Annotated in this window: 20 protein-coding genes; 10 read left to right on the forward strand and 10 right to left on the reverse strand. The window is 72.7% G+C overall.

Annotated elements, in window-relative coordinates; genetic code table 11:
• Positions 1-147: 147 nt before the first annotated feature.
• Positions 148-705, forward strand: a complete 558-nt coding sequence (locus ACFXMF_RS35805) for a hypothetical protein (protein ID WP_380020974.1) — start codon at positions 148-150, stop codon at positions 703-705.
• Entirely contained in the window at positions 702-2,597 is a 1,896-nt protein-coding gene (locus ACFXMF_RS35810; protein ID WP_379989554.1) for a N,N-dimethylformamidase beta subunit family domain-containing protein, read from the forward strand. Before ACFXMF_RS35805 ends, ACFXMF_RS35810 begins: the two co-directional genes overlap by 4 nt.
• Before the next feature lie 26 nt (positions 2,598-2,623).
• On the opposite strand, the gene ACFXMF_RS35815 is transcribed toward ACFXMF_RS35810, so the two are convergent.
• Positions 2,624-3,121: a cupin domain-containing protein gene (locus ACFXMF_RS35815; RefSeq protein ID WP_360311001.1), complete on the reverse strand. Its 498-nt coding sequence runs from the start codon at positions 3,119-3,121 to the stop codon at positions 2,624-2,626.
• A 166-nt stretch (positions 3,122-3,287) separates the two neighbouring features.
• Here ACFXMF_RS35815 and ACFXMF_RS35820 point away from each other — a divergent pair, with 166 nt between their 5' ends.
• Positions 3,288-3,911: a dihydrofolate reductase family protein gene (locus tag ACFXMF_RS35820; protein ID WP_360310999.1), complete on the forward strand. Its 624-nt coding sequence runs from the start codon at positions 3,288-3,290 to the stop codon at positions 3,909-3,911.
• 31 nt (positions 3,912-3,942) lie between these two features.
• On the opposite strand, the gene glsA is transcribed toward ACFXMF_RS35820, so the two are convergent.
• A complete protein-coding gene (glsA, locus tag ACFXMF_RS35825; RefSeq protein ID WP_360310997.1) occupies positions 3,943-5,298 on the reverse strand; it encodes a glutaminase A in 1,356 nt (451 codons plus the stop codon).
• A gap of 184 nt (positions 5,299-5,482) precedes the next feature.
• Positions 5,483-6,490 carry a LysR family transcriptional regulator gene (locus ACFXMF_RS35830; RefSeq protein WP_379989553.1) on the reverse strand — a complete coding sequence of 336 codons (1,008 nt, stop codon included), beginning with the start codon at positions 6,488-6,490 and terminating at the stop codon, positions 5,483-5,485.
• Between the two features lie 172 nt (positions 6,491-6,662).
• On the opposite strand from ACFXMF_RS35830, the gene ACFXMF_RS35835 reads away from it, so the two are divergent.
• The gene (locus ACFXMF_RS35835) at positions 6,663-8,036 is read left to right on the forward strand and encodes an MFS transporter (protein WP_379989552.1); all 1,374 of its coding nucleotides are present in this window, start codon (positions 6,663-6,665) and stop codon (positions 8,034-8,036) included.
• 81 nt (positions 8,037-8,117) lie between these two features.
• Here ACFXMF_RS35835 and helR read toward each other — a convergent pair whose 3' ends face one another.
• Positions 8,118-10,292 (reverse strand): RNA polymerase recycling motor ATPase HelR, encoded by a 2,175-nt coding sequence (gene helR / locus ACFXMF_RS35840; RefSeq protein ID WP_379989551.1) that lies wholly within the window; start codon positions 10,290-10,292, stop codon positions 8,118-8,120.
• Positions 10,293-10,706: 414 nt separating this feature from the next.
• Between helR and ACFXMF_RS35845 the strand changes: the two genes are divergently transcribed.
• Entirely contained in the window at positions 10,707-11,513 is an 807-nt protein-coding gene (locus tag ACFXMF_RS35845; protein ID WP_379989550.1) for a sugar phosphate isomerase/epimerase family protein, read from the forward strand.
• A gap of 29 nt (positions 11,514-11,542) precedes the next feature.
• Here ACFXMF_RS35845 and ACFXMF_RS35850 read toward each other — a convergent pair whose 3' ends face one another.
• The 5 genes from ACFXMF_RS35850 to ACFXMF_RS35870 form a co-directional block, all read right to left on the reverse strand.
• Positions 11,543-12,451 carry a hypothetical protein gene (locus ACFXMF_RS35850; RefSeq protein WP_360310987.1) on the reverse strand — a complete coding sequence of 303 codons (909 nt, stop codon included), beginning with the start codon at positions 12,449-12,451 and terminating at the stop codon, positions 11,543-11,545.
• Positions 12,452-12,698: 247 nt separating this feature from the next.
• Positions 12,699-13,343 (reverse strand): response regulator transcription factor, encoded by a 645-nt coding sequence (locus ACFXMF_RS35855; RefSeq protein ID WP_360311063.1) that lies wholly within the window; start codon positions 13,341-13,343, stop codon positions 12,699-12,701.
• Positions 13,344-13,396: 53 nt separating this feature from the next.
• Positions 13,397-14,743, reverse strand: coding sequence for a sensor histidine kinase (locus ACFXMF_RS35860; RefSeq protein ID WP_360310985.1), 1,347 nt, complete (start codon positions 14,741-14,743; stop codon positions 13,397-13,399).
• A 236-nt stretch (positions 14,744-14,979) separates the two neighbouring features.
• A complete protein-coding gene (locus ACFXMF_RS35865) occupies positions 14,980-15,840 on the reverse strand; it encodes a helix-turn-helix domain-containing protein (RefSeq protein ID WP_379989549.1) in 861 nt (286 codons plus the stop codon).
• A gap of 129 nt (positions 15,841-15,969) precedes the next feature.
• A complete protein-coding gene (locus ACFXMF_RS35870) occupies positions 15,970-16,593 on the reverse strand; it encodes a CGNR zinc finger domain-containing protein (protein ID WP_379989548.1) in 624 nt (207 codons plus the stop codon).
• A 38-nt stretch (positions 16,594-16,631) separates the two neighbouring features.
• Between ACFXMF_RS35870 and ACFXMF_RS35875 the strand changes: the two genes are divergently transcribed.
• Positions 16,632-17,858: an MFS transporter gene (locus tag ACFXMF_RS35875; RefSeq protein ID WP_360310979.1), complete on the forward strand. Its 1,227-nt coding sequence runs from the start codon at positions 16,632-16,634 to the stop codon at positions 17,856-17,858.
• A gap of 89 nt (positions 17,859-17,947) precedes the next feature.
• Here the strand turns inward: ACFXMF_RS35875 and ACFXMF_RS35880 are convergent, their stop codons facing one another.
• Positions 17,948-19,027, reverse strand: a complete 1,080-nt coding sequence (locus tag ACFXMF_RS35880; RefSeq protein ID WP_360310977.1) for a LacI family DNA-binding transcriptional regulator — start codon at positions 19,025-19,027, stop codon at positions 17,948-17,950.
• A gap of 196 nt (positions 19,028-19,223) precedes the next feature.
• Between ACFXMF_RS35880 and ACFXMF_RS35885 the strand changes: the two genes are divergently transcribed.
• From ACFXMF_RS35885 to ACFXMF_RS35900, 4 genes are all read left to right on the forward strand, one after another.
• Positions 19,224-20,393 carry a Gfo/Idh/MocA family protein gene (locus ACFXMF_RS35885; protein WP_379989547.1) on the forward strand — a complete coding sequence of 390 codons (1,170 nt, stop codon included), beginning with the start codon at positions 19,224-19,226 and terminating at the stop codon, positions 20,391-20,393.
• Positions 20,390-21,562, forward strand: a complete 1,173-nt coding sequence (locus tag ACFXMF_RS35890; RefSeq protein WP_379989546.1) for a dihydrodipicolinate synthase family protein — start codon at positions 20,390-20,392, stop codon at positions 21,560-21,562. The genes ACFXMF_RS35885 and ACFXMF_RS35890 overlap by 4 nt, the downstream gene beginning before the upstream one ends.
• 61 nt (positions 21,563-21,623) lie before the next feature.
• Positions 21,624-22,511 (forward strand): sugar phosphate isomerase/epimerase, encoded by an 888-nt coding sequence (locus tag ACFXMF_RS35895; protein ID WP_360310971.1) that lies wholly within the window; start codon positions 21,624-21,626, stop codon positions 22,509-22,511.
• A gap of 125 nt (positions 22,512-22,636) precedes the next feature.
• Positions 22,637-23,077 (forward strand): glycerate kinase (locus ACFXMF_RS35900; protein WP_380020976.1); only part of this gene is annotated, 441 nt, incomplete at its 3' end.

Here is a 23,077-nt window from a genome sequence, read left to right on the forward strand (position 1 = left end):
CGCCGGCGCGGCCGGGCGGGGGGGGCCGGGGCCCCGGGGGGGGGGGCGGGGCGTCCCGGGATCCGCCCGGCCGCCGTCGGGCGGCGGGGGGGGGGGGTTGGGGCCGCCCGGGCCGGTGGTCGCGACACCGCGGTGATGTTGCCGATCGTGGCCAATCGATTCCGGGCGGAGAGCCGCGATCTGGTGACCACGCTGTCCCAGGAGGGCCTGTTCGTCCTGGACCTGGACCCGGCCGCGCATTTCACCGACCTGCTGCCCGCCGCGTGGCAGGCGTCGCTGCGCGCCTATCGCAGCGCGGGCTACGACCCGGATCGGTGGAACGCGTTGATGCAGCGGATCGCGGCCGAACGCGGCACGCCGATCCGGCCGTTCTGTTGTTTCAACGACATGCGCCTGGTGGACCGGCCGGCCACGACCGGCCCGGCACCGACCACCGCCGAACTGGATGCGGCGCGCACCCACAGTCGGGTCGAACCGGCGGGCGGGCACGAGTTCATCGCCTGCCGGTACTGCATGCACGTGGTCTCCGAGGGCGACGCGCTGGTGGTCAGCGTCACCGGTGACACCGCGTATCTGCCGGTACACGCGTTGGAGGCGCATCTGGTGGCGTTGGAGGACCTGTTGGTGCGCGCGGCGGGCGGCCGGGAAGTGCCGATCGGCGCGTTGACCGGCTTCGCGGAGCGGGTGGCGGAGCCGGTCGCATGAGCGTTCTGGCGTATGCCGGCGCGACCTCGGTGGTCGCGGGCGGTCGGCTGCGCTTCCACCTCGCCCATACCGACGGCGGCCCGGTGCACGGCGAGGTCACGGTCCTGGACGCGATCACGGACCGGGTGCTCACGCGCGGGCGGATCGACGGTGGGATCTGGGAGTTGGTCGTCCCCGAGCACTGGCCCAGCTCGCTCTACCGGGCCGTGTTCGACGACGGCACCCCGCTCGCCGGGGTCGAACCGCTGGACCACGAGGTCTGGTTCGTGGTGCGGGCGGCGGATCCGGGCGGCACGGCGGGCATCCTGGTCTCGGTGCCGTTCGCCACGTGGCAGGCGTACAACCGCTCCGGTGTGCCGGGCCAGGGGCTGTACTACGCCGAACAGCCGGATCGCGCCGCCCGGGTCTCCTTCGACCGACCCGGCGGCGGCCCACCGCCGGAGCGCTGGGAGGAGGGACTGCTGCGCTGGTTCCGGGCCACCGGTCGGTCGGTCGAGTTCTGTTCCGGTCTGGATCTGCACGGCGGCGACGAACTGCTGCGGCATTACCGGCTGTTGGTGATCAACGGGCACGACGAGTACTGGTCCGGGGAACAACGCGACACGGTTGAGGGCTTCGTCCGGCGCGGTGGCAATCTGGCGATCTTCGCGGCCAACACCGCGTGGTGGCAGATGCGGCTGGAGGACGACGGGCGCACCATGGTGTGCCATCGGGACGCGGTGAGCGACCCGATGGCGGCGATCGATCCCGGGCGGGTCACCGTGGAGTGGTCCAGCGCACCGGTGTACCGCCCGGAGAACAGCATGACCGGACTGAGTTTCCGCCGCGGCGCGGGCGCGTGGGGCGAGGGCATGAAGGTGATCCGGGAGGAGGCGTACATCGCCCGCTTCACCGACCACTGGGTCTTCGCGGGCACCGGGCTCGCGGACGGCGACAAGTTCGCCCAGGGCGCGTTGGGCTACGAGACGGACGCGACCGAGTTGGAGTGGCGCGGCGGCGTGCCTCGCGCCACGGGCCGGGACGGCACGCCGCCGTCCTTCGTCGTGCTGGCCACCGCCGACCTGCGGCACTGGGCCCGCTACGGTCAGGGCGGGGACGCGGTGATGGGCACCTTCCGGCTGGGTGCGGGCACGGTGTTCAACGCGGGCACGATCAACTGGGGCAGTGCGCTGGCCGATCCGGTGGTGGACCGGGTCACCCGCAACGTGCTCGATCGGCTCGACGCGGACCGGCAGCCGCAGTGGGAGGAGATCGGGCCCTCCGGCGACATCCGGGCGCTGGCGGCCTGCGAGGACGTGCTGTTCGCGGTGGACACCGAGGGTGCGCTGGTGTGCCGCGAGGTGAGCGGGCAGAACCTGCCGTGGCGCACGATCGACACGGCCCGACCGGTGGTGGCACTGGCGGCGGCGCGCGAGGCGTTCGGCCCGTTGCCGCTGGTGTTGTACGCGGCCACGGCGGACGGCCGCCTGTTGCGGCGCCCGCCGCTGACCGGACCGGCGCCGTGGACCTGGGTGTCCCGGCTGCCGACCGGCACGATCGCGCTCGCGCTGTGCGACGGCGGCCTGTTCGCGGTGTGCGCCGACGACCGGCTGCGGCACGTGTACGCGGCCGAGTTGCCCGCCGACCCGGACGCGACACCGCCGTGGCGCGAACTGGGCCCCGCCGGTGGTGCGATCGTGCTCACCGCGATGAACGGCAGGTTGTACGCGGCGGATCGGGCCGGCCGGTTGTCCACCCGGCTCCCGGTGACGGAGGCGGCGGAGTTCGCCCCGTTGGCCGGGGAGCCGGCGGAACCGGGCACGTGTCGGGCGTTGACCGGGCATGCCGGCAGCCTGATCGCCACCGCGCCGGGCTCGCGGATCCGGCGACGGTCGGCGATGCCCCGGTGGTAGGGACGGCGAATGCGGTGGCCGTCGCACTACCCGCCCAGGTCCACCCAGTGGTTGTCGTGGCGCAGGAAGAACTGCGCGCGTTCCTTGTCGGTGAGGTGTTCCAACTCGGGAATGCCCTCGAAGTAGGTCTCGCGTGGCGCCCCGGGCGCGAACTGGAGCAACATCGAGGCCGGCTCGCCGGATTCGTTGCGGAACGCGTGCAGGCCGCCGACCGGCACATACAGGAAGTCACCGGCCTTGGCGTCGCGCCACGCGTCGCCGTCGAACAGCCGGATCGTGCCGGACAGCACGAAGAACGACTCGGAGATGGTCCGGTGGAAGTGCGTGCTCGGGCCGCTGGGTACCGCGTGCATGTCCACCCGGTACAGCCCGTACTCGCCGTCGGTGGAATCGGTCGTGGCCAGGTAGTGGTAGGTCGCCCCGGCCGTGGTCAGCTCGGGCGGATGCTCGGCGGGGCGGAAGCGGGCGCTGACCTCGCCGCCCTCGCCCCGGTAGCGGGCCTCGGGATAGATCGGATACGACATGTGGTGGCTCCTCGTGCGCCGATGGTCGCGCGGAGTGGGTGCCGCGCGAGGTGGTTTGCCGCCGTGGGTGGTGGGAACTTCGCAGGGATCCCTCCCGCACCGATGAGTTTCCGGCCGACCGGCGGTCGAAGCATGTGACGGCTCGGAAACCACGAAGGGCACTGCCATGAAGCTCGTCCTCACCACCTTCCTCACCATCGACGGTATCTACCAGGCGCCGGGTGGGCCGGAGGAGGACCCCAGCGGCGCGTTCGAGCACGGCGGTTGGTCGGTGCCCTACGGCGACGACGACTTCGGGCGGTTCATGACCGACGTCATCGGCCGGGCGGAAGCCTTCCTGCTCGGACGCCGCACCTACGAGATCTTCGCGTCGTACTGGCCGAAGATGACCGCCCCCGACGACCTGATCGCCGACCGGCTGAACAGACTGCCCAAGTACGTTCCCACCGCCACCCTGACGTCGGCCGACTGGGCGAACACCACGCTGCTCGGCGGCGATCTCGGCCGCGAGGTGGCCGCGCTCAAGCAGCGCGACGGCGGTGAACTGCAGATCCACGGCAGCGGAGCCCTGGCCGGCGCGCTGCTCCGGCTCGGGCTGATCGACACGATGCACCTGCTGACCTTCCCGGTCGTCGTGGGCACGGGCAAGCGCCTGTTCACCCCCGATCTACAGCCGACCGCGTTCACCCTCACCGGGTCGCGCACCACCGGGACCGGCGTGGTCATCGACTCCTACGAACGGGTCGGGGCGCCCACGTACGGGTCGTACGAGCGGCCCGAGTTCGAATAGCCCGCGTTTCCCGGGACGAAGGCCACCGCGCTCACCCCGCCGGTGGTGCCGCCGCCAGGAGTCGGTCCTCGCACCAGGCCACAGCCTCCTCGCGGCTGCGGAACGCGGCCCACGGTGCCGGCTCGGCGATCGGGTCGAGCAGCGGTTCCCGGGCCGCGATGGCGAGCTCGTGACCGGCGGTGGCCAGATCGGCCAGGGCGGCGCCGAGCATCGCGGCGGCACCGACCGCGATCCCGGTGACCCGGTCCACGTCCAACACGATCCAACCCGGTGCCGGCGGCACCGACTCGCGCAGCGCGTGCAGCAGGTGTTCCGTCTCGGTGAATTCCAACATGCCCTGGGCGCGGATGACCACGATGCGGTGCCCCTCGCGGTCCAGGACGGCCCGCTGGGCCGGGGTGCGGGCCCGGTAGGAGGGGTGGTCGAGCGAGGTGGTGACATCGGTGACGGTCGCGATGTGCCGGCCCGGTTGGTGCATCAGGTGCAGGGCGAAGCGTTCGGAGAGTTCGGTGAGCGCGATCACGCCGCGTACCGGGTTGCCCGCGCGGTCCAGTGGCGGGCTGTGCACGGCGATGCCGAAGCGCGCCGGGCTGCAGGCGATCAGGCCGCCGGACACCCCGCTCTTGGCGGGCAGGCCCACCCGCAGCAACCATTCGCCGGCGGTGTCGTACATGCCGCACGTGGCCATCACCGCGAGTGCCCGCACCGCCACCGGTTCGGCGACCACCCGGTCGCCGGTGACCGGATTGACGCCGCCGTTGGCCAGTGTCGCCGCCATCACCGCCAGGTCGGCGACGTGCACCCGGATCGAGCACTGGCGGAAATAGGTGCGTACGGTCTCGTCCACGTCGCCGGACAACGACCCCGCGCCGCGCATCAGGTAGGCAAGGGCTCGGTTGCGGTCGCCGGTGTCGGCCTCGGAGCGGTACACCTCCTCGTCGACGTCCAGGGAGCGGCCCGCGAACGCGGACAGGCACGCGCGGATGCGCTCGAAACGATCCCGGGCGTCCGCGGCCGGGACCAGTGAGGTGGTCACGATGGCGCCGGCGTTGACCATCGGGTTCGCCGGGCGGCCGGTGCCCGGTTCGAGGCTGATCGCGTTGAACGCCTCGCCGCTGGGCTCCGCGCCGACCCGGCGGCTCACCTCGGCCGGGCCCAGCTCGGACAGCGCGAGCGCGTACACGAACGGCTTCGACACGGACTGGATGCTGAACGGGTCGTCGGTATCACCGGCGCGGTAGCAGTGGCCGGACATGCTGACCAGCGCCAACCCGAAGGTGCGCGGGTCGGCCGAGGCCAACTGCGGGATGTAGTCCGCGACTTCGCCGTCGGTGACGGCGCCGAGCCGGTCGTGAATCTCGACCAGGGAGGCGGTCACCGGGTCCATGACGCCGCCCCACCCCGGCGCCGAGGGACTTCCCGTCGTCGCTGCACCATCGCACTCCCATCCACCGCCCACCGGCTCCGCAACGGACAGTGACCGCCAACCCCGGAACGTAAACGCCGCCGGCTCGGTCGCCGCACCGGACGGCGGCCGGGCCGGACGGCGGTGCGGGTCGGGTCGTGTCGGGTCAGCGCGCCGGGAGCGCCGTGGTGGTGGTCGCGACGGCGCGGGCGGGCGTCGGCGCGGAGGCCGGGCCGGGGGCGGCAGCCGGGTGGGGAGCCGGGTCGGCAACCGAGCCGGGGCCGGGACTCGAAGTGGGAGCCGCCGCCGCGTAGAGGACTTCGCGGAGGCCGGGGAGGGATTCCCGGTCCGGGCGCCAGACCAGACGCAGGGTCAGATCGGGGGCGTCCAGGGCGAGCCGGATCAAGCTCCCGGCGGCAAGCTGGTCGGCCACCGCGAAGAACGGCAACAGGGCCACTCCCAGGCCCTGTTCGGTCCAGGCCCGGATGACCGCCACACCGCCGACCCGGACCTGTTCCACCTCCGCGCCCAGGAGTCGATCACCGGCCAGGCGGAACGAGCAGGCCGCCGCGTTGACCAGCAGCCGGTGCCCGCGCAGATCCTCGCCGGCGATCCGGGCCCGGCCCCCGAGCGAATGGCCCGGCGCCGCGACCAGGGCCAGTGGGACCGGCTCCAGGTCGACGAACGCCAGGGCGGCCGGCGGCGGTTCGAAGCCCAGCTCGCCGAGCCAGGTGCCGGTGTCCAGGACCAGCGCCGCATCCAGGCGGCCGGCGGCCACCTCGCCCAGCAGTTCGTCGCGCGTTCGGTCCGAAGCCACCCGGACCCGCAGGTCGGGCCGACGCGCGGCGAGCCGGGCCAGCACCGGCGGCACGTGCGTCGCGGCGATGCTCTCCAACGCGCCCAGCCGCAACAGCGGCGCGGCCTCCGCGACCTCGCGGCGCGCCTGTTCGGCCTGGTCGAGCAGACGATGGGCCCAGTCGCGCATGCGCTCCCCGGCCGGCGTCAGCGTCATGCCCCGGGGGCCTCGGTCGAACAACGCGACGCCGACCGACTTCTCCAGCACCCGGATCTGTTCCGACACCGACGAGGGCGCGATGCCGAGCACGTTGGCGGCGGCGGTGACGGTCCCGGTGCGGGTGACCGTCTCGAACGTGCGGAGTTGCCGAAATTCCATGGTCCGGCAACCCCGGGCGGGCGTTCGGATATTCCGAACGGGGCATGCGGCCCAGCCGGTCGAGTCGAATCGGGCGCGCCCACACAGTGGTTGCCCTCGACCCCATTCCGATCGCCGACACCTCGGGCGTGTTCTCGGTCGTGGTCACCCCTTCCATTCCTGGAGAACCTCGATGTCCGTCGTCGATTCACCCCTGTCCACCCGGCCCACGCCGACGGCGCGTTCGCGTACGGTCGCCCTCCTCGGCATCGCGCTCGGCTATTTCATGGTGTTGCTCGACCTGACCGTGTTGTCGGTCGCCGAGCCGGATCTGGCCCGGTCGCTGGGCAGTTCGGTGGCCGGTCTGCAATGGGTGGTGTCCGGGTACACCGTCGTGTTCGGCGCGCTGCTGTTGACGGCGGGCGCAGTGGCCGACCGGTTCGGTGCGCATCGGGCGTTCCGGGTGGGCATCGTCGCGTTCGGCCTCGGCTCGCTGCTCAGCGCGTGGGCGCCGGACCTGTGGACCCTGGTCGCCCTGCGCGGATTGCTCGGTGTGGCCGCCGCCGCGTGCGTACCCGCGTCGATGGCGATGGTCACCACGCTGTATCCGGTGCCGGCCGAGCGCGCCAGGGCGGTCGCGGTGTGGGCCGCACTCAGCGGCGCCGCGCTCGCGGTGGGACCGATCGCCGGCGGCGTGTTGGTCGACGCCTTCGGCTGGCGGGCCATCTTCCTGATCAACGTACCGCTCGCCGCGCTCACCCTCGCGCTGACCGCCGGGCGAACGGCGCGCTGCCCGAAGGGTGTCCGGCCGATCGACTGGACCTCCCAACTCGTCGCGTGCGTGGCCCTCGGACTGGCCACCGACGCACTGATCGCGGCGGGCTCCGGCGCCACGACCCACGCGATCGCCTCGGGCGCGGGCGCGGTGGCGGCGGGACTGTTGTTCGCCGGGTCCGAGCGGCGCAGCCCCGACCCGGTGCCGGCCCGGGCGATCCTGCGCTCGCGGAACACGGTGTCCGCGTTGCTCGCGGGGGCGGCGGTCAACTTCACCATGACCGGGCTGCTGTTCGTCCTGCCGCTGCTGTTTCGGCAGAACCTGCACATGTCGCCGCTGGAGACCGGCGTCGCGTTCTTGCCGATGACCCTGCCGTTCGCGGTCAACCCGCTGCTCACCGGCCGGATCGTGGCCGCCTCGGGAGCGCGGGGGCCGATGTTGGCCGGGTTGGGCCTGCTGACCGCGGGCAGCGTCGTGTTCACCGCGGCGGTATTGACCGGGTCGGCCTACCCGGTCCTGGCCATCGGCCTGCTGTGCACCGGCTTCGGCGTCTCCTTCGCGCTCCCCGCGCTGGTCACCACGGTGATCACCACGGCCCCCGAGGGCACGGCGGGCGCCGCCGGCGGCCTCCTCAACGCGGTCCGCCAGATCGGCGCGACGGTCGGCGTCGCCGCGATGGGCGCCTTCGTCAGCGTCGACGGCGCGGCCGACCCGCACGACCTGGCCTGGGCGCTGCTGTTGCCGGGCGTACTGTGTGCGGCCATGACGCTCGCGGTGGGTCGGCGGCGCTGACCCGGTTCCTGCCCCTGCCCTCGAATCCCGGGCCCGCCCCGCCGTTCGACGCGGCCGGGGCGGGCGTTCCTCCGGGCCGGCTCAGGCGCTCGTGAGGATGACGAGTTGTCGGGTCGCCCGGGTCATCGCGACATAGCGGTCGACCGCCCCTTCGATTCCGCCGCCGAACGCCTTTGGGTCGATCAGGACGACCAGGTCGAATTCGAGCCCCTTGGACAGCTCCGGGGTCAGCGACCGGACGCGGGGCGTCGACCGGAAGGTGGGGTCGCCGATGACGCAGGCGATTCCCTCGGCATGGCCGGCGAGCCAGGTGTCCAGGATCGAGGTCAGCTCCGCGGCGGAGCCGTACGCGACGGGAACACCGCTGCTGCGGATCGAGGTCGGCACGTTGGCGTCCGGGATTACGGCCCGGATGACCGGCTCGGCCTCGGTCATGATCTCCTCCGGCGTCCGGTAGTTGACGCCCAGGGAGGCCAGGTTGATCCGGTCGAGCCCGACGCGTTCGAGGCGTTCCTGCCACGACTCGGTGAAGCCGTGCCGGGCCTGGGCACGGTCCCCGACGATGGTGAAGCTTCGGGACGGGCAGCGCAGCAGCAACATCTGCCACTCCGCGTCGGTGAGTTCCTGGGCCTCGTCCACGACGACGTGCGCGAACGGACCGGCGAGCAGGTCCGGTTCGATGCCGGGCTGGGCGGACTCGTCGACCAGGGACGCCCGGAAGTCCTCGCCGCGCAGCATCGTCACCGCGCCCTCGCCGTCGTCGTCGGCCTCCAGCAGCGCGTCGACCACGTGCGACATGTGCTCGCGTTCGGCGGCGACGGCGGCCTTGTGTCGGCGCTTGCGGCGCGCCGCCTCCGGATCGCCGAGCCGCAGCCGGGCCGCGTCCAGGAACGGCAGGTCGGACACCGTCCAGGCCCGGACGTCTCCGCGCTGCAACCGACGAACCTCGTCCGCGCCGAGCCAGGGAGCACACATCCGCAGGTACGCGGGCACCGACCACAGGTCGCCGACCACGTCGGTCGCCTCCAGCAGCGGCCAGGCGGCGTTGAAGGCGGCCAACAGGTCCCGGTTCCGCGACAGGGACCTGCGGAGCAGGTCGTCCGAGACCTCGTCGTCGTGCTTGTCCACCAGGATGGTGAGCAGTTCCTCCCAGATCTGCTCGCGCGCCTCGTTGTGCGCGGCGGCGGGTTCCGCCGCGTCGAACGCCTCGGCCCAATCGCCGGCGGTCAGCCGGATGTCGGACCAGTGGGTGGTGACCGTCATCCCCTTGGTGGGCGGTTCCTCGTAGAACGCGACGGCCTTCTCGATCGCCCGCACCAGGTCCGCGGACGACTTCAGCCGGGCCACCTCCGGGTCGGCCTCCACCCCGGCCTCGGCGCCCTCGACGACGAGGTCCCGCAGGGTGCAGGTCTGCACGCCCTCCTCACCCAGGCTGGGGAGCACGTCGGCGACGTAGTTCAGGTAGGGCTGATGCGGGCCGACGAACAGTACGCCGCCCCGCCGGTGACCCAGGCGAGGGTCGGCGTAGAGGAGGTAGGCGGAGCGGTGCAGGGCGACGACGGTCTTGCCGGTGCCCGGCCCGCCGTCGACCACGAGAGCGCCGCGCGATCCGGCGCGGATGATCGCGTCCTGGTCGGCCTGGATGGTGCCGAGCACGTCGCGCATCCGGGGCGAGCGGTTGCCGCCCAGACTGGCGATGAAGGCGGACTGGTCGTCCAGCGCGGCGTGCCCGTCGAAGGCGTCCGCGCCGAACACCTCGTCCCAGTAGTCGCCGATCCGGCCGCGGGTCCAGCGATAGCGGCGCCGGCTGGCCAGGCCCATCGGGTTGCCGTGGGTGGCGCCGAAGAACGGCTCGGCGGCCGGTGTGCGCCAGTCGATCAGCAGCCGGCGGCCGGCGCTGTCGGTGAGGCCGAGGCGGCCGACGTAGACCGGCTCGGCGTCGTCCGTGCCGACCATGCGTCCGAGGCACAGGTCCAGGCCGAAGCGGCGCAGGGCCCGCAGGCGGGTGGTCAGCCGGTGGATCTCGATGTCCCGGTCCATCGCCTGCCGGCCCTTGCCGCCGGGGGACTTGCGCTCGGCGTCGAGGCGGGCGGACAGTTCGGCGACGGACTCTTCCAGGCACTCCGCGATGGCCGCGAAGTGCAACTCGTCGTCGGCGATCAGCGCCGGGTCGGCCTTGGCGGAGAGACGGTCGGGGAGGTCGAACGCGCTGCCGGCGATGGTGGTGGTCGGGGTGTTCACGGCATGCACACGCACGTAGTGACTCTCCTATATCCGCAGATTCCGGCCCATGTTCGGGCTCAGGTCGATGATTCTGCGGTACGACGGGGGCCTTGCCGCAAGGCCCCCGGTGCGTTATAAGTTGTTAATGGCGGGGGACACATGTTCCTTCGCCCTTTTTTGTGTGTGGCGGTCGTGTGTGGTCGTCGCATGCGGGGCCGGACGACCCTGGCGACCCTGTCGAGACGACCTCCGGGCCCGGCACCGGAGTCGGCGACGGACGGAACACGAGCGTACGGATACGGGCGCGGTTCCGAGCGGTGTGTCGGGCGGGGTGTGCTTGACCGGCAATCCGACGGCGATCTAACCTCCGTATGGAAAGCGCTTACCGGGCGGCGGGTCCGCCAAGCCGATCGGTGGCGTGGCGCCGGGCGAGGGAGTCGAGGACGCGTGAGCACACCCGAGCAGGCCAAACAGTGGGCGTTCAGCACACTCGGCGCACCCGGCCGCCCCCTGCACGAACACCTCGCCCGGGCCCGACGGCACGGCTGTACCGGACTGGAACTGCGGGTACACCAGGACGAGTTCGTACACCTGGACCTGCCGGTCGACGAACGCCGGACGATCCGCGCCCGCATCGCCGACGCCGACCTCGCGGTACCGTGCCTGGCCGGCTACGCCGGCATCTGCGCGCCCACGCCCGACCCGATCGTGGTGTCCTCGATCAGCCGACTCCTCGACCTGGCCCACGACCTGAACGCGCCCGCCGTGCGGATCTTCCCCGGCGGCACCGGCGACGGGGACGCCGAACGCGCCGGGCACCGGCTCGCGCTGCTGCTGCCGGAGGCGACCGCGCGCGGGGTCACCATGCTGGTGGAGACCCACGACTCGCACCCGACCGGCGCGGCGGTCGCGTCCCTGGTCCGACCGTTCGCGGGCGCGGTCGGGGTGATCTGGGACGCGTTGCACCCGTGGCGGCACGGCGAGCAGCCCGGCGACACGGCCGAGGCCCTGGCCGGGCTGCTGCGCTACGTCCAGATCAAGGACGCCGCGTCCGCCACCGACACCACGCCGGTCCCGCTGGGCACCGGGTCCGTACCGCTCACCACCATCGGCACCACCCTGCGCGAACACCGGTGGCAGGGCTGGGTGTCACTGGAGTGGGAGCGGGCCTGGTATCCGGAGGTCGCCCCGCTGGACGAGGTGTTGCCCGGAGCGGCGGAGTGGGTGAACCGCTTCGGCTCGGCGATCGGGTAGCCGTATTCACCCGCACGACGGGAGGTCGATCACCAGCCGCCGTCGAACAGGGCCGCGAGCCCCGGCTTCGGGTCGGTGGCGTTGCCGATGTTCGCCACCACGACGACGACCACGACGAGCGCCGCGAGCATCGCGAGGACGCCGAACGAGCCCAGCAGCCGCCTTGTTCGCCGCGCGGACGGATCGGTTCGGGCGGCGGGGTCGGTTCCGGCGGACGGCTTGGTTCGGGCGGACGGTTTGGTTCGGGCGAACCGCCGGTACGACAGCACGCTCAGGCCGATGAGGGCGATCACCACGATCGCACCGAGCACGGCCATCGCGGCGTGGTATCGGGCGAAGTCGTCGATCATCAGGTCGAGGGGCGGCGGGGTTTGCGCACCGGTACCCGTCCCCGTACCCGCCGTGCCCGAAGGCGCGGCCAGTTGCTCCCTGATCCGGGTGAGGATCACGGCGAGTTCCCCCTTCGGCTTGCCGGCCGGCAACATCGCCAACAGCGAGGCGAAAGGCGCCACCGCGCCCTGGATGTTGGCCACCAGCACCACCGCCGCGAACAAGGTGAGCATCCCGACGAGGACGCCGGCCGACCCGAGGGCCGCCCTCCCGCCCGCCCCGAGGCCGTCGGCCCGCAGGAATGCCCGCCAGAGGAGCACGCCGAGCACACCGAGCACGATCAGCAGCAGCGCGGCGACCACGGCCTTGGCCGCGTGATAGCGGAACCAGTAGTCGACCACCCGCTCCATGCCGGGGGTGAAGTCCCGGTTGCCGGCATTCCAGTACCGGACGAACTCCGTGCGGAAGGATGCGGCGAGGTTGCCCTCGTCGAGCGAGTCGCCGCCCGACCCCCTCGCCGCCACCAGGCCCGGGACGAGGAACAGGGCGACGAGCAGGGCCGCGGCGAGGGCGACGAGCGTGGCGAATGTGGCGCGTGAGGTGCGCATGGCGGGTGCGGTTGGCGTGGCGGGTGCGGCGCGTGTGCGATCGGGGCTGCCTGCGATTCGTGCGAGGGCTGCCGGAGGTCGTGGCGGGTCCGCGTCGGGTGGTGTCGCTGTCATGCCGACCACGGTTTCGCACCCGCGCCGCCGGGTCACCGGAGCAGGCCGGACACTCGGGGGTATGGCAGGCCACACCCCCGAGGCGGGGGAAGCGCACGCCCTGGGGATCGAACGCGCGGCGAGCGGACCGCCGTCAGCCGCTCAGGTAGGTGAGGACGGCGAGGACCCGGCGGTGTCGCGTGTCGTCGGGCGGCAGGCCGAGTTTGGCGAAGATGTTGCCGATGTGCTTCTCCACCGCGCTGGCCGAGACGACCAGTTGCCGAGCGATCGCGGTATTGGAGCAGCCCTCGGCCATCAGCGCCAGGATCTGCCGTTCGCGAGGGGTCAGGGCGCTCACCGGGCTGTCCCGACGCTGCTCCGTGAGCAACCGGGCGACGACCTGGGGGTCGAGTACGGTCGCGCCCTGCGCGACCCGGTCCAGCGCGTCCAGGAACTCGGCGATCCTGGCGACCCGGTCCTTGAGCAGGTACCCGATCGCACCGGAGCCGTCCGCGAGCAGCTCGCCGGCGTAGGACGCCTCCACATACTGGCTGAGCATCAGCATCGGGGTTCCGGGGAGCTGCGCGCGGGCGGCGATCGCCGCGCGCAGGCCCTCGTCCGTGTGGGTCGGCGGCATCCGTACGTCCACGATCGACACGTCCGGACGGTGTTCGAGGACCGCCTCGACCAGGGCGGGGCCGTCGCCGACGGCGGCAGACACCCGATGACCCTCCTCGACGAGCAGGCGGATCAGGCCCTCGCGCAGCAGTACCGAGTCGTCGGCCACGACGATCCGCAACGAACGGCGGACCATGGCATCCGGTGCGGATTCGGACGCCGCGTCGCCCGGGGTCAGCAACACGGCAGCTCCGCGATGATCGTCGTGGGGCCGCCGGCGGGGCTGTCGATCTCCAGCCGACCGCCGACCGCGTGCAGCCGCTCGTCCAGACCGCGCAGTCCGTGTCCCTTGGCCGACGCCGCGCCGCCCACCCCGTCGTCCGTCACCCGAACCCGCAAGCTTCCCCCACTGTGGCGTAGTTCGATCGTGCACCGGTGCGCGTGGCTGTGCTTGGCCACGTTGGTCAGGCTCTCCGCGACCACGAAGTACGCGGCCGTCTCGACGCCGGCGGCGGGCCGACGCTCCAGCGGAACCGTATCGAGTTCGGCGGGGACGGTGGAGCGCGCGGCCAGGGCGGCGAGCGCCTCGTTCAGGCCGCGGTCGACCAGGATCGGCGGGGCGATGCCGCGCGACAACGCCCGCAACTCGTCCAGCGCCTCACGGGTTTGCACGATCGCGTCGGCGAGGGCCGCCCGAACGGTCTCCGGCCGGCTGTCGAGGTAGTGCTCGGCCCGCCCCAGTTCCATCGCCAGGCGGACCAGTCGTTGCTGGGGACCGTCGTGGATGTCGCGCTCCAGCCGGCGCAGTGCGGTCGTCTCGGCCGTCACCGCGGCGACGGTCTGCGCGCGGGCGGTGTCGCGCTCCTGCTCCAACCCGCTGATCCGGCGATGCAACGCGGACACGTCGAAGAGCAGCGCCTGCCCCAGGCCGGCCTGGATGGTGGTGCACGCCCGGATCGCCGACGGCAGCGCACACAGCAGGAGCAGGCCGACCGTGGTCCCGAAGGCGACCCGATCGGTGGGCGACAACAGACCCAGGCTCACCGAGACGTGCGACTCGGTGCCGCCCGCGGTCAGGGACAACGGTTGCAGCGACCCGGGCGGCGCGTACTCGTAGCGCAGCGCACAGGTGGCGCAGGCGAAAGCGACGAACCACCACAGCGCGGTCACCGTCGCGGTGACCAGGGCGACCGGGAACGCCACCACCGCGTGCGCCGCGTCCAGCCACGCCCCGGCAGCGGCCCCGGCGGCGCCGCGGGCCTGCGGCTTCGGCGGCGGGTCGAGGTGTTCGCGCTCCGGGGTCGGGGGGCGCACCTTGGCGATGCGCCACCGTTCCAGGTCGGCGCACCTGCGCGCCGGGGCCATCGCGCGGGCCACGACCGGCGAACCACCGGGCAGCAGCAGACCGAGCGTCGCGACGACCGCCCCGCCGAGGACGGCCAGGAGGCCGGCCGCGGCGGTCACCGGCGCGGTGAGCAGGTAGAACGACCGGATGAGGGTCTGCCGCCCCGTGCGGAAAAGGACCTCGGCGCCCGACCACCACCGACCGCGCGCTGCTGTGGTGGGGAGCGACTTGGTCATGGGCCTACGCTAATACGGCGGTGCGGCGGCTTGGGCGGTACGGCTGTTCGGGCGGTGCGGCTGTACGGGGGCTTCGGCGGTGCGAGGGCCTCGGGGGTACGAGGGCTTCGAGCGTGCGGGAGCTTCGGCGTCGGTGGTGCGCGGCTGGGCGGGGGCTTCGGCTTGGGCGACAGGACTGTACGAGGGCTTCCGTCGGCTGCCCCCCGCGAGGGCATCGAAGCGGACCTCGGGTGTGGCTAGGGCATTTTGGGTGGGTCGTTCGTCGCGGCGAGGCGGGACAGTTCGCGCAGGAGCCGACGGCCCGCCTCGTTCTGTTCCACCGGCTGGTGGATGAGGAGGCGTCGGCCGCCCTCCATCCGCAACACCTCGAACGCGAGGGTGAACTCGCCGAGTTGCGGATGGTGGTAGGTCGCCCGGTCGAGGTCCCCGTGCCGGACCTCGTAACGTTGCCAGTGGGTCGCGAACTCCGGGCTCTGCGCCGTGAGTTCCTCGACCAAGGCGGTGAGTGCGCGATCCCGGGGATCGGCCGCCACGAGCGTGCGCAACTGGGTGGTGGCGCCCGACACGACACCCTCCCAGTCGACGAACAGGTCCCGCGCGGCCGGGTGCAGAAACAGATACCGCATCATGTTCCACCGGTCGGGCGACCACTGGGCCAACCCCGGGAACAGCACGAACGCCTCGGGGTTGGCGGCCAGGACGTCGCCGGTCCGGGTGAGCAGACACGCGGGCCAGGGTCGAACCCGCTCCAGCAGGGCGAGGATTCCCGGCCGCGTCTCCCGATCCGCCGGCGCACCCTCGGCCGACACCCGCTCGTCCTCATGGTTGGCCAGCATGTACAGGTGCGCGTGCTCCTCCTCGGTCAACCGCAGCGCCGCCGCGAGACCGTCCAGGACTGCACCGCCGGGATTGTTCTCCCGACCCTGCTCCAGGCGCGTGTAGTACTGGATGCTCAATCCCGCGAGCGCGGCCAGCTCCTCCCGGCGCAGCCCCTGGGTCCGACGCAGGCCGATGGCCGCCGGCAGCCCGACGTCGCCGGGCTGGAGGCGGGCACGGCGGGCTTGCAGGAACTCTCCGAGCGGATGTGGTGACGTCACTCCCCGATTGTCACAAAAACGGAGGGGTGCGTGTCGGGTCCAAGGGTTGCCGGTTCCGGCGCCGACGTTGGCGCCACTGCCGGCGCCGGTGTTGCTGCTGCGGTCGCGGTGTGGCTGCGGCCGGTACGTCTACGCGTGTGCCCGCCGATGTGCGGCCACCCGCTCGCGGGTGGCACAGCGACGAGAGCAGTAGCGGCGGGGCCGGCCACTGCCCTCGTTGGTGAACACGCGCCGGCAGGTACCGGACGCACAGACGCCGCCGGGCGGCCGTTGTCGATCCCACACCAGGATGGTCAGGGCCAGGCACGACGAGGCGAGGAACCACTCGCCCCACGGTGCATCGTCGTCCCCGTCCAGGTGCGGATGCCAGGGGCCGCGCCCGTCGTGCGAGGTGAGCCGCAGAGTCCCTCGACCACGGCACAGCAGCCGGTTGAGCGCGGACGCGGCGGTGTCGACGTCCTGGGCGACGAAGACCGTGCGCAGCAGAACCGCGGCGGCGTGCAGATCGGTGACGTCGGTCGGGGTCAGCTCGACGGGGTCGGGTTCGCCGTGGGCGCGCAGGAGCGCCGCGAGGGACTCCGGCGACGGCGTCGTCGGGGCCTGGTCCGTCGCCGGATCGTCTCCGGTGAGGGCGTTGACCAGGGCCACGGTTCGGCGGGCCACGGCTTCGATCGAGTGGCGGGTGGATCGGTCGGGGTTCGGATTTCGGTTCGGGTTCGGAGGGGACGAGGGCACGGGGAGAATGTAACGCATCTGGTGGAGGATTGAGTTACCTGCGTAACGTGCACAAGATGACAAAGCGTTACGGGATGTGGTCATACACGGTGGGGGCGGCGGCCGCACGCACCGGCGACGAGATGTCGGGGCCGGCGCTGCTCCTGGCCGGGTACGCGCTCACCGGGTCGGCGGCCGTGGGATCGGCGCTGCTCGCGTGCGTCACCGCGACCGCGGCCCTCGGCGGCCCGGTCTTCGGCGTGCTGTTGGATCGCTCCGCGCGACCCGGCCTGTTGCTTGCCGGCGCGTTGGCCGGTTATGCGGCGGCGCTCGGGGTGATCGTGTGGTCTCTGGGGCCGGTTCCGCTCCCGGTCGTCCTGGTGATCGCGGCGGCGGCGGGCCTGGCGGCTCCGGCCCTGGCCGGTGGCTGGACCTCGCAGCTGCCCCGCGTCGTACCGGCCGCAAGCCTGCCCCGCGCCACCGCGTTCGACGCGATGACCTTCAACCTGGCCGGCCTGACCGGCCCGGCCCTGGCCGGCATCGTGGCCGGCCTGGCCGGCGCCGACGTCGCGGTGCTCACCTCGGCGGCGCTGATCTGCCTCGCGCTGCCTTCGGCCCGGACGTTGCCCCCGCCCCGGGACCACGCTCGGCGAGCGACGCCGACCACGTCGATCGGCACCGACCTGGCCGCCGGATTCCGTGCGGTCTTTCGCACCCCTCCGCTGGCCCGGGCCACGGCCGCGTCGATGTCGTCCTGCGTGGGCCAAGGCATCCTGGTCGCGTACAGCCCGGTGGCGGGTGAACGCACCTTCGGTTCCGCCGCCCACGGCACGATCCTGCTCTCGGTCGTCGCCGCCTCGGCCCTGACCACCAACGCCCTCCTCGCCCGCCGCCCGCACGCGGTCCCCCCGGACACCGTCATGTGGTGCAGCCCTCTGCTCCTGGCCGGCGCCTTCCTGCTCGCCGCGACCGGCCGCCCGATCCCAACGATCGCCGCGATGGTGCTCGTCGGCGTCGGTGAAGGCCCACAACTCACGGCCCTCTTCGCAATCCGCCACCGCGAAGCCCCGGTCCCCCTCCGCAGCCGCATCTTCACCACCGGCGCAAGCCTGAAGATCACCACCTTCGCCCTCGGCGCAACCCTGACCGCCCTCCTGGCCCCGGCCCGACACCCGCTGCCGCTGTACGCCGCAACCCTGTTCGAATGTCTCGCAGCCTCGGCCTACATACGAGTGCGCGGGCCCGAGTGCCGGTTCGGGTCGACGCAGAGGCGAGTGCGGGCGTGCGACGGAGGCGAACGCTGATACCGATACGGGCGCCAGGCGGGCTCGGATACGAATGCCGCCCCGAAGGCCGGCAGCGAGCGGGGTCGGCGGCGAGCCGGTTCGCCGACCTACCGCGGCGGCATCGTGCTGTTGCGGAGGATGAGTTCCGTGTCCAGGTCGAGGGTGCGGGGTTCGATGGTGGGCCCCGTGAGGATCATGTCCATCGCTCGGGCGCCGATGTCGGCCAGGGGTAGGCGGACCGTGGTCAGTGGGGGGTTGAGGTCGGCGGCGAAGGGCAGGTCGTCGAAGCCGACGACCGAGACCTGGTCGGGTACGCGCAGGCCCAGGTCGTCGCGAAGGGCCGCCAGGACGCCGGCGGCCATCACGTCGTTGAGGACGACGATCGCGGTCAGGTCGGGGGCGCGGGTCAGCAGGGTGCGGGCGGCGACGCGGGCCTGCTCCCGCGTGAAGCCGCCGTCGATCACCTGTGCCGGCGGCAACGGCACGCCCAGGGAGCGGAGTTGTCGGCGGGCGCCGTCGAGGCGATCGCGCACGGTGGTCAGCGCGCGTGGTCCGGAGACGATGCCGAAGTCGCGATGGCCGAGGTCGTGCAGGTGCCGCACGGCCAACGCGGCGCCGGACCGGTTGGCGGGGCGGACCGTGTCCGAGGCGATGCCGTGCTCACCGACGGCGACCACGTGGCCACCGTCGGCGCGGTAGGCGTCCACCTCGGCGGCCAGCCGCCGGGTGAAATCGCGATCGGCGAAACCACTGCCGGCCAGGACCACCGCACGGGCGCGTTGGGCGCGGAGGCGGGCCAGGTAGTCCAGTTCGAGTTCCGGGTCGCGGAAGGTCGCGGCGAGCATGACGAGCAGGCCGTGTTCGCGGGCCACGCCCATCGCGCCGGCGGCGATGGCGGCGAAGTACGGGTCGGCCACGTCGTGCACCACGACGCCGACCACGCTGGTCGTCGACCGGGCCAGCGCCTGGGCGGGCGCGTTGGAGACGTAGCGCAGCTCGCGGGCGGCGTCCAGGACGCGGCGGCGCAGTTCCTCCCCCACGATTCGGGTGCCGCTGCTGCCGTGCAGGGCACGGGAGGCGGTGGCCGAGGACACGCCGGCACGCTCGGCGACCTGCTGAAGGGTGACCGGGCCCGTCGGACGTGGCAGGGGCGCGTCGGGGGTCGGGATCGGCGTGGGCGCGGACATACGCACATGGTAGCGATTGGAAAGCGGATACCCGACTGTCCGGGGTGAGCCCGGCCTCTGCGGGTTGTCTACAGCCCGGCGTGCTCTCCATTCCCTTGACCTGATCGTCGTGGCGGCCTAGCTTACGGGAAAGCGCTTTCCCATCGGGAAGGCCGACCCGCTTCCGTCCCGTTCGCGTTTCTGAGAGGCCCCACCCATGACCACCCACACCCTCGGCGTCGTGATGAACGGCGTCACCGGCCGGATGGGCTACCGCCAGCATCTGGTCCGCTCGATCCTGGCCATTCGTGATCAGGGCGGCGTCGCACTCGCCGACGGGTCCCGGGTCCGGCTGGAACCGGTCCTGGTCGGTCGGGACGCGGAGAAGTTGCGCGCGATCGCCGACCGGCACGGGATCACCGCGTGGACGACGGACCTGGACGGCGCGCTGGCCGACCCGGCCAACTCGATCTACTTCGACGCACAGGTGACCACGGCGCGCGAGCAGGCGATCCACGCGGCGATCGCGGCGGGCAAGCACGTGTACACCGAGAAGCCCACCGCCGAGACGCTCAGCGGCGCACTCGACCTGGCCCGGGCCGCCGACGCCGCCGGGGTCAAGCACGGTGTGGTGCAGGACAAGCTGTTCCTGCCCGGCCTGCTCAAGCTGCGACGGCTGATCGAGGGCGGCTTCTTCGGCCGAATCCTCTCGGTGCGCGGCGAGTTCGGCTACTGGGTGTTCGAGGGCGACTGGCAGGCCGCCCAGCGTCCGAGCTGGAACTACCGTGCCCAGGACGGCGGCGGCATCGTCGTGGACATGTTCTGCCACTGGTCCTACGTGCTGGAGAACCTGTTCGGCCGGGTCGAGGCGGTGACGGCGAAGGCGGTCACCCACATACCCACCCGATGGGACGAGCGCGGGCGCGAGTACCCGGCGACCGCCGACGACGCCGCGTACGGCATCTTCGAACTCGAGGGCGGAATCGTCGCGCAGATCAACTCCTCGTGGACGGTCCGGGTCAACCGGGACGAACTGGTGGAATTCCAGGTGGACGGCACCGAGGGCAGCGCGGTCGCGGGATTGCGCCGCTGCCGCGTCCAGCACCGCTCGGCGACGCCGACTCCGGTGTGGAACCCCGACCTTCCGGTCACCGAGCCCTTCCGGGACCAGTGGCAGGAGGTGCCGGACAACGCGGGCGACGCCGGTTTCGACAACGGATTCAAGGTGCAGTGGGAGGACTTCGTCCGGCACGTGGTGGCCGACGAGCCGTTCGCCTTCGACTTCCTCGCCGGGGCACGCGGCGTGCAGTTGGCCGAGTGCGGGCTGCGCTCGTCGGCCGAGGGCCGTCGGGTGGAGCTGCCGGTCCTGGACGGGAAGTCCGCGTGACCGCCCGCCTGTTGTTGCCCACCGCGGCCGGAGCGCTGGAACCGTACGAGCCCACCGGGGTCTACCTCGGCGCGGCCCCCGGCGGCCCGGCCTTTCGAACCCGCACCGCGTACGCCGCCGCACACGTGGTGGCCGACCCGCTCGCGGACAACACCCCGGGGCGCCCGGCCGTACCGGACTGGGACGCCACCCTCGCCTTCCGACACCACCTGTGGTCGCACGGGTTCGCGGTCGCGGACGCGATGGACACCGCGCAGCGGAACATGGGCCTGGACTGGTCGGCCACCGCCGAGCTGATCCGGCGCAGCGCCGCCGAGGCCGCCACGGTCGGCGATCCGTACGCGCTGATCGCGTGCGGCGCGGGCACCGACCACGCCGACCCGGACCTGACGATCGATCAGGTGATCGAGGCGTACACGGAACAGGTCGCGGTGGTCGAGGAGTCGGGCGCCAAGGTGGTGCTGATGGCGAGCCGCCAACTCGCCGCGGTCGCGCGCGGCGCCGAGGACTACCGCCGCGTCTACGGGTCGCTGCTGCGCCAGGTGCGACGTCCGGTCGTACTGCACTGGCTGGGCGAGGTGTTCGACCCGGCGCTGGCCGGCTACTGGGGATCGGCCGACGTGGACACCGCGACCGAGGTCTTCCTGGCCGTGGTGCGCGAGCACGCGGACCGCGTCGACGGGGTCAAGGTCTCGCTGCTCGACCGTGACCACGAGATCCGGTTGCGCGCCGAACTTCCGGCGGGTGTACGGCTCTACACCGGGGACGACTTCCACTACCCGGAGCTGATCCGAGGCGACGACCGGCACTTCAGCCACGCGTTGCTGGGCATCTTCGACGCGATCGCCCCGGTCGCGGCGGGCGCGCTGCGGGCCCTGGACGCGGGCGACACGGCCGGATACGACGCGTTGTTCACGCCGACGGTCGCGCTGTCGCGGCATCTGTTCGCCGCCCCCACCTATCACTACAAGACGGGCATCGTCTTCCTGGCCTGGCTGACCGGTCACCAGCCGGCCTTCGGCATGATCGCCGGTGCCCAGTCGGCCCGTTCGCTGCCACACCTGGCGCAGGCGTATCGCCTCGCGGACGCGGCCGGGCTGTTCCCGGACGCCGACCTGGCGGCCGACCGCATGCGGGCGCTGCTCGCGGTGGCGGGGGTGCGCGGGTGAGGCCGACAGGCGGCGAGAGCCGGGCGGGGACGGGCTTCGGTACCAGGACGGGAGCGTCGACATGAGCACGGTGGACATCCCCGGTGGCAAGCCCGCCGGCACGCCCACGCCCGAGGCCGGCGACCCGCGATTGGCGCGGCTCTCGCTGAACCAGTGGACGACGCGCTCATGGTCGTTGCGCGAGGCGGTGCAGGGTTGTGTACGGGCCGGGTTGCCGGCCATCGGGTTGTGGCGGGACAAGGTGGCCGAGGCGGGTGCGGCCGAGTCGGCGAAGCTGGTACACGACGCCGGGTTGCGGGTGTCGTCGCTGTGTCGCGGTGGCTTCCTGACGGCGCGTGAGCCCGGCGCGTGGGCCGAGGCGATCGAGGACAACCGCCGGGCGATCGAGGAGGCCGCGGCGTTGCAGGCGGCCTGCCTGGTGCTGGTCGTGGGCGGGTTGCCCGCCGGGGACCGCGATCTGCCGGGCGCCCGGGAGCGGGTGGCCGAGGCGCTGGCCGAACTCGCGCCCTACGCCGGTGCACACGGCGTCCGGCTCGCGTTGGAGCCGCTGCACCCGATGTACTGCGCCGACCGGGCGGTGTTGTCCACCCTGGATCAGGCGATCGACCTGGCCGAACCGCATCCGGTCGAGCAAGTGGGCGTCGTGGTGGACGCGTTCCATGTGTGGTGGGACCCGAACCTGTTCACGGCGATCGCGCGGGCGGGCGAGCGGATCGCCTCGTTCCAGGTGTGCGACTGGGTGTTGCCGCTGCCGGCCGACAATCTGCTCGCCCGGGGCATGATGGGCGACGGCGTGATCGACTTCCGGACCATGGCGGCGGCGGTCGACGCGGCCGGCTACACCGGCGACGTCGAAGTGGAAATCTTCAACGCGGACGTCTGGGCCGCGGACGGCGACGCGGTGGTGGACACCATGAAGCGTCGCTATGTGACGGAGGTGCTCGGCTGACGTCGGGCGCTCCGAAGAAGAACGGCGACCGCCGCCGCCCACGAGCGTGGGCGGCGGCGGTCGAGGCGGCCGGCCCGTCGTTGGTGCCATCCCCGAAATCGCCGACCAGGAAAGTGGAACACGTCATGCGTATCGTGATCGCCCCGGATGCGTTCAAGGGCACCGTCGCGGCTGATGTCGCCTCGGCCGCCCTGGCCGAGGGGTGGCTGCGGGTGCGGCCCGGCGACGACGTCGTACGGCTGCCGCTGGCCGACGGCGGCGAGGGCACGCTCGACGCCGTGGCGCGGGCCGTTCCCGCAGCCGTGCGGATGCCGGTGCCGGGCGCGCCCGGTCCGGACGGGCGGCCCGTCGACTCCGGGTGGTTGCGCCTGCCGGACGGGGTGGGCGTGGTCGAGTTGGCCGCCGTGTCGGGGTTGCCGCTGATGGCCGCGCCCGACCCGCTGGGAGCGCACACCGCCGGCCTCGGCGTGGTCGTCGGCGCGGCGCTGCGGGCGGGGGTCTCCGCCCTGGTGATCGCGGTCGGCGGCTCGGCCTCGACGGACGGCGGCACGGGCGCGCTGGCCGCG

Origin of the sequence: Embleya sp. NPDC059213 (assembly GCF_042754445.1) — a bacterium.
In the GTDB taxonomy this organism is placed as follows: domain Bacteria; phylum Actinomycetota; class Actinomycetes; order Streptomycetales; family Streptomycetaceae; genus Embleya.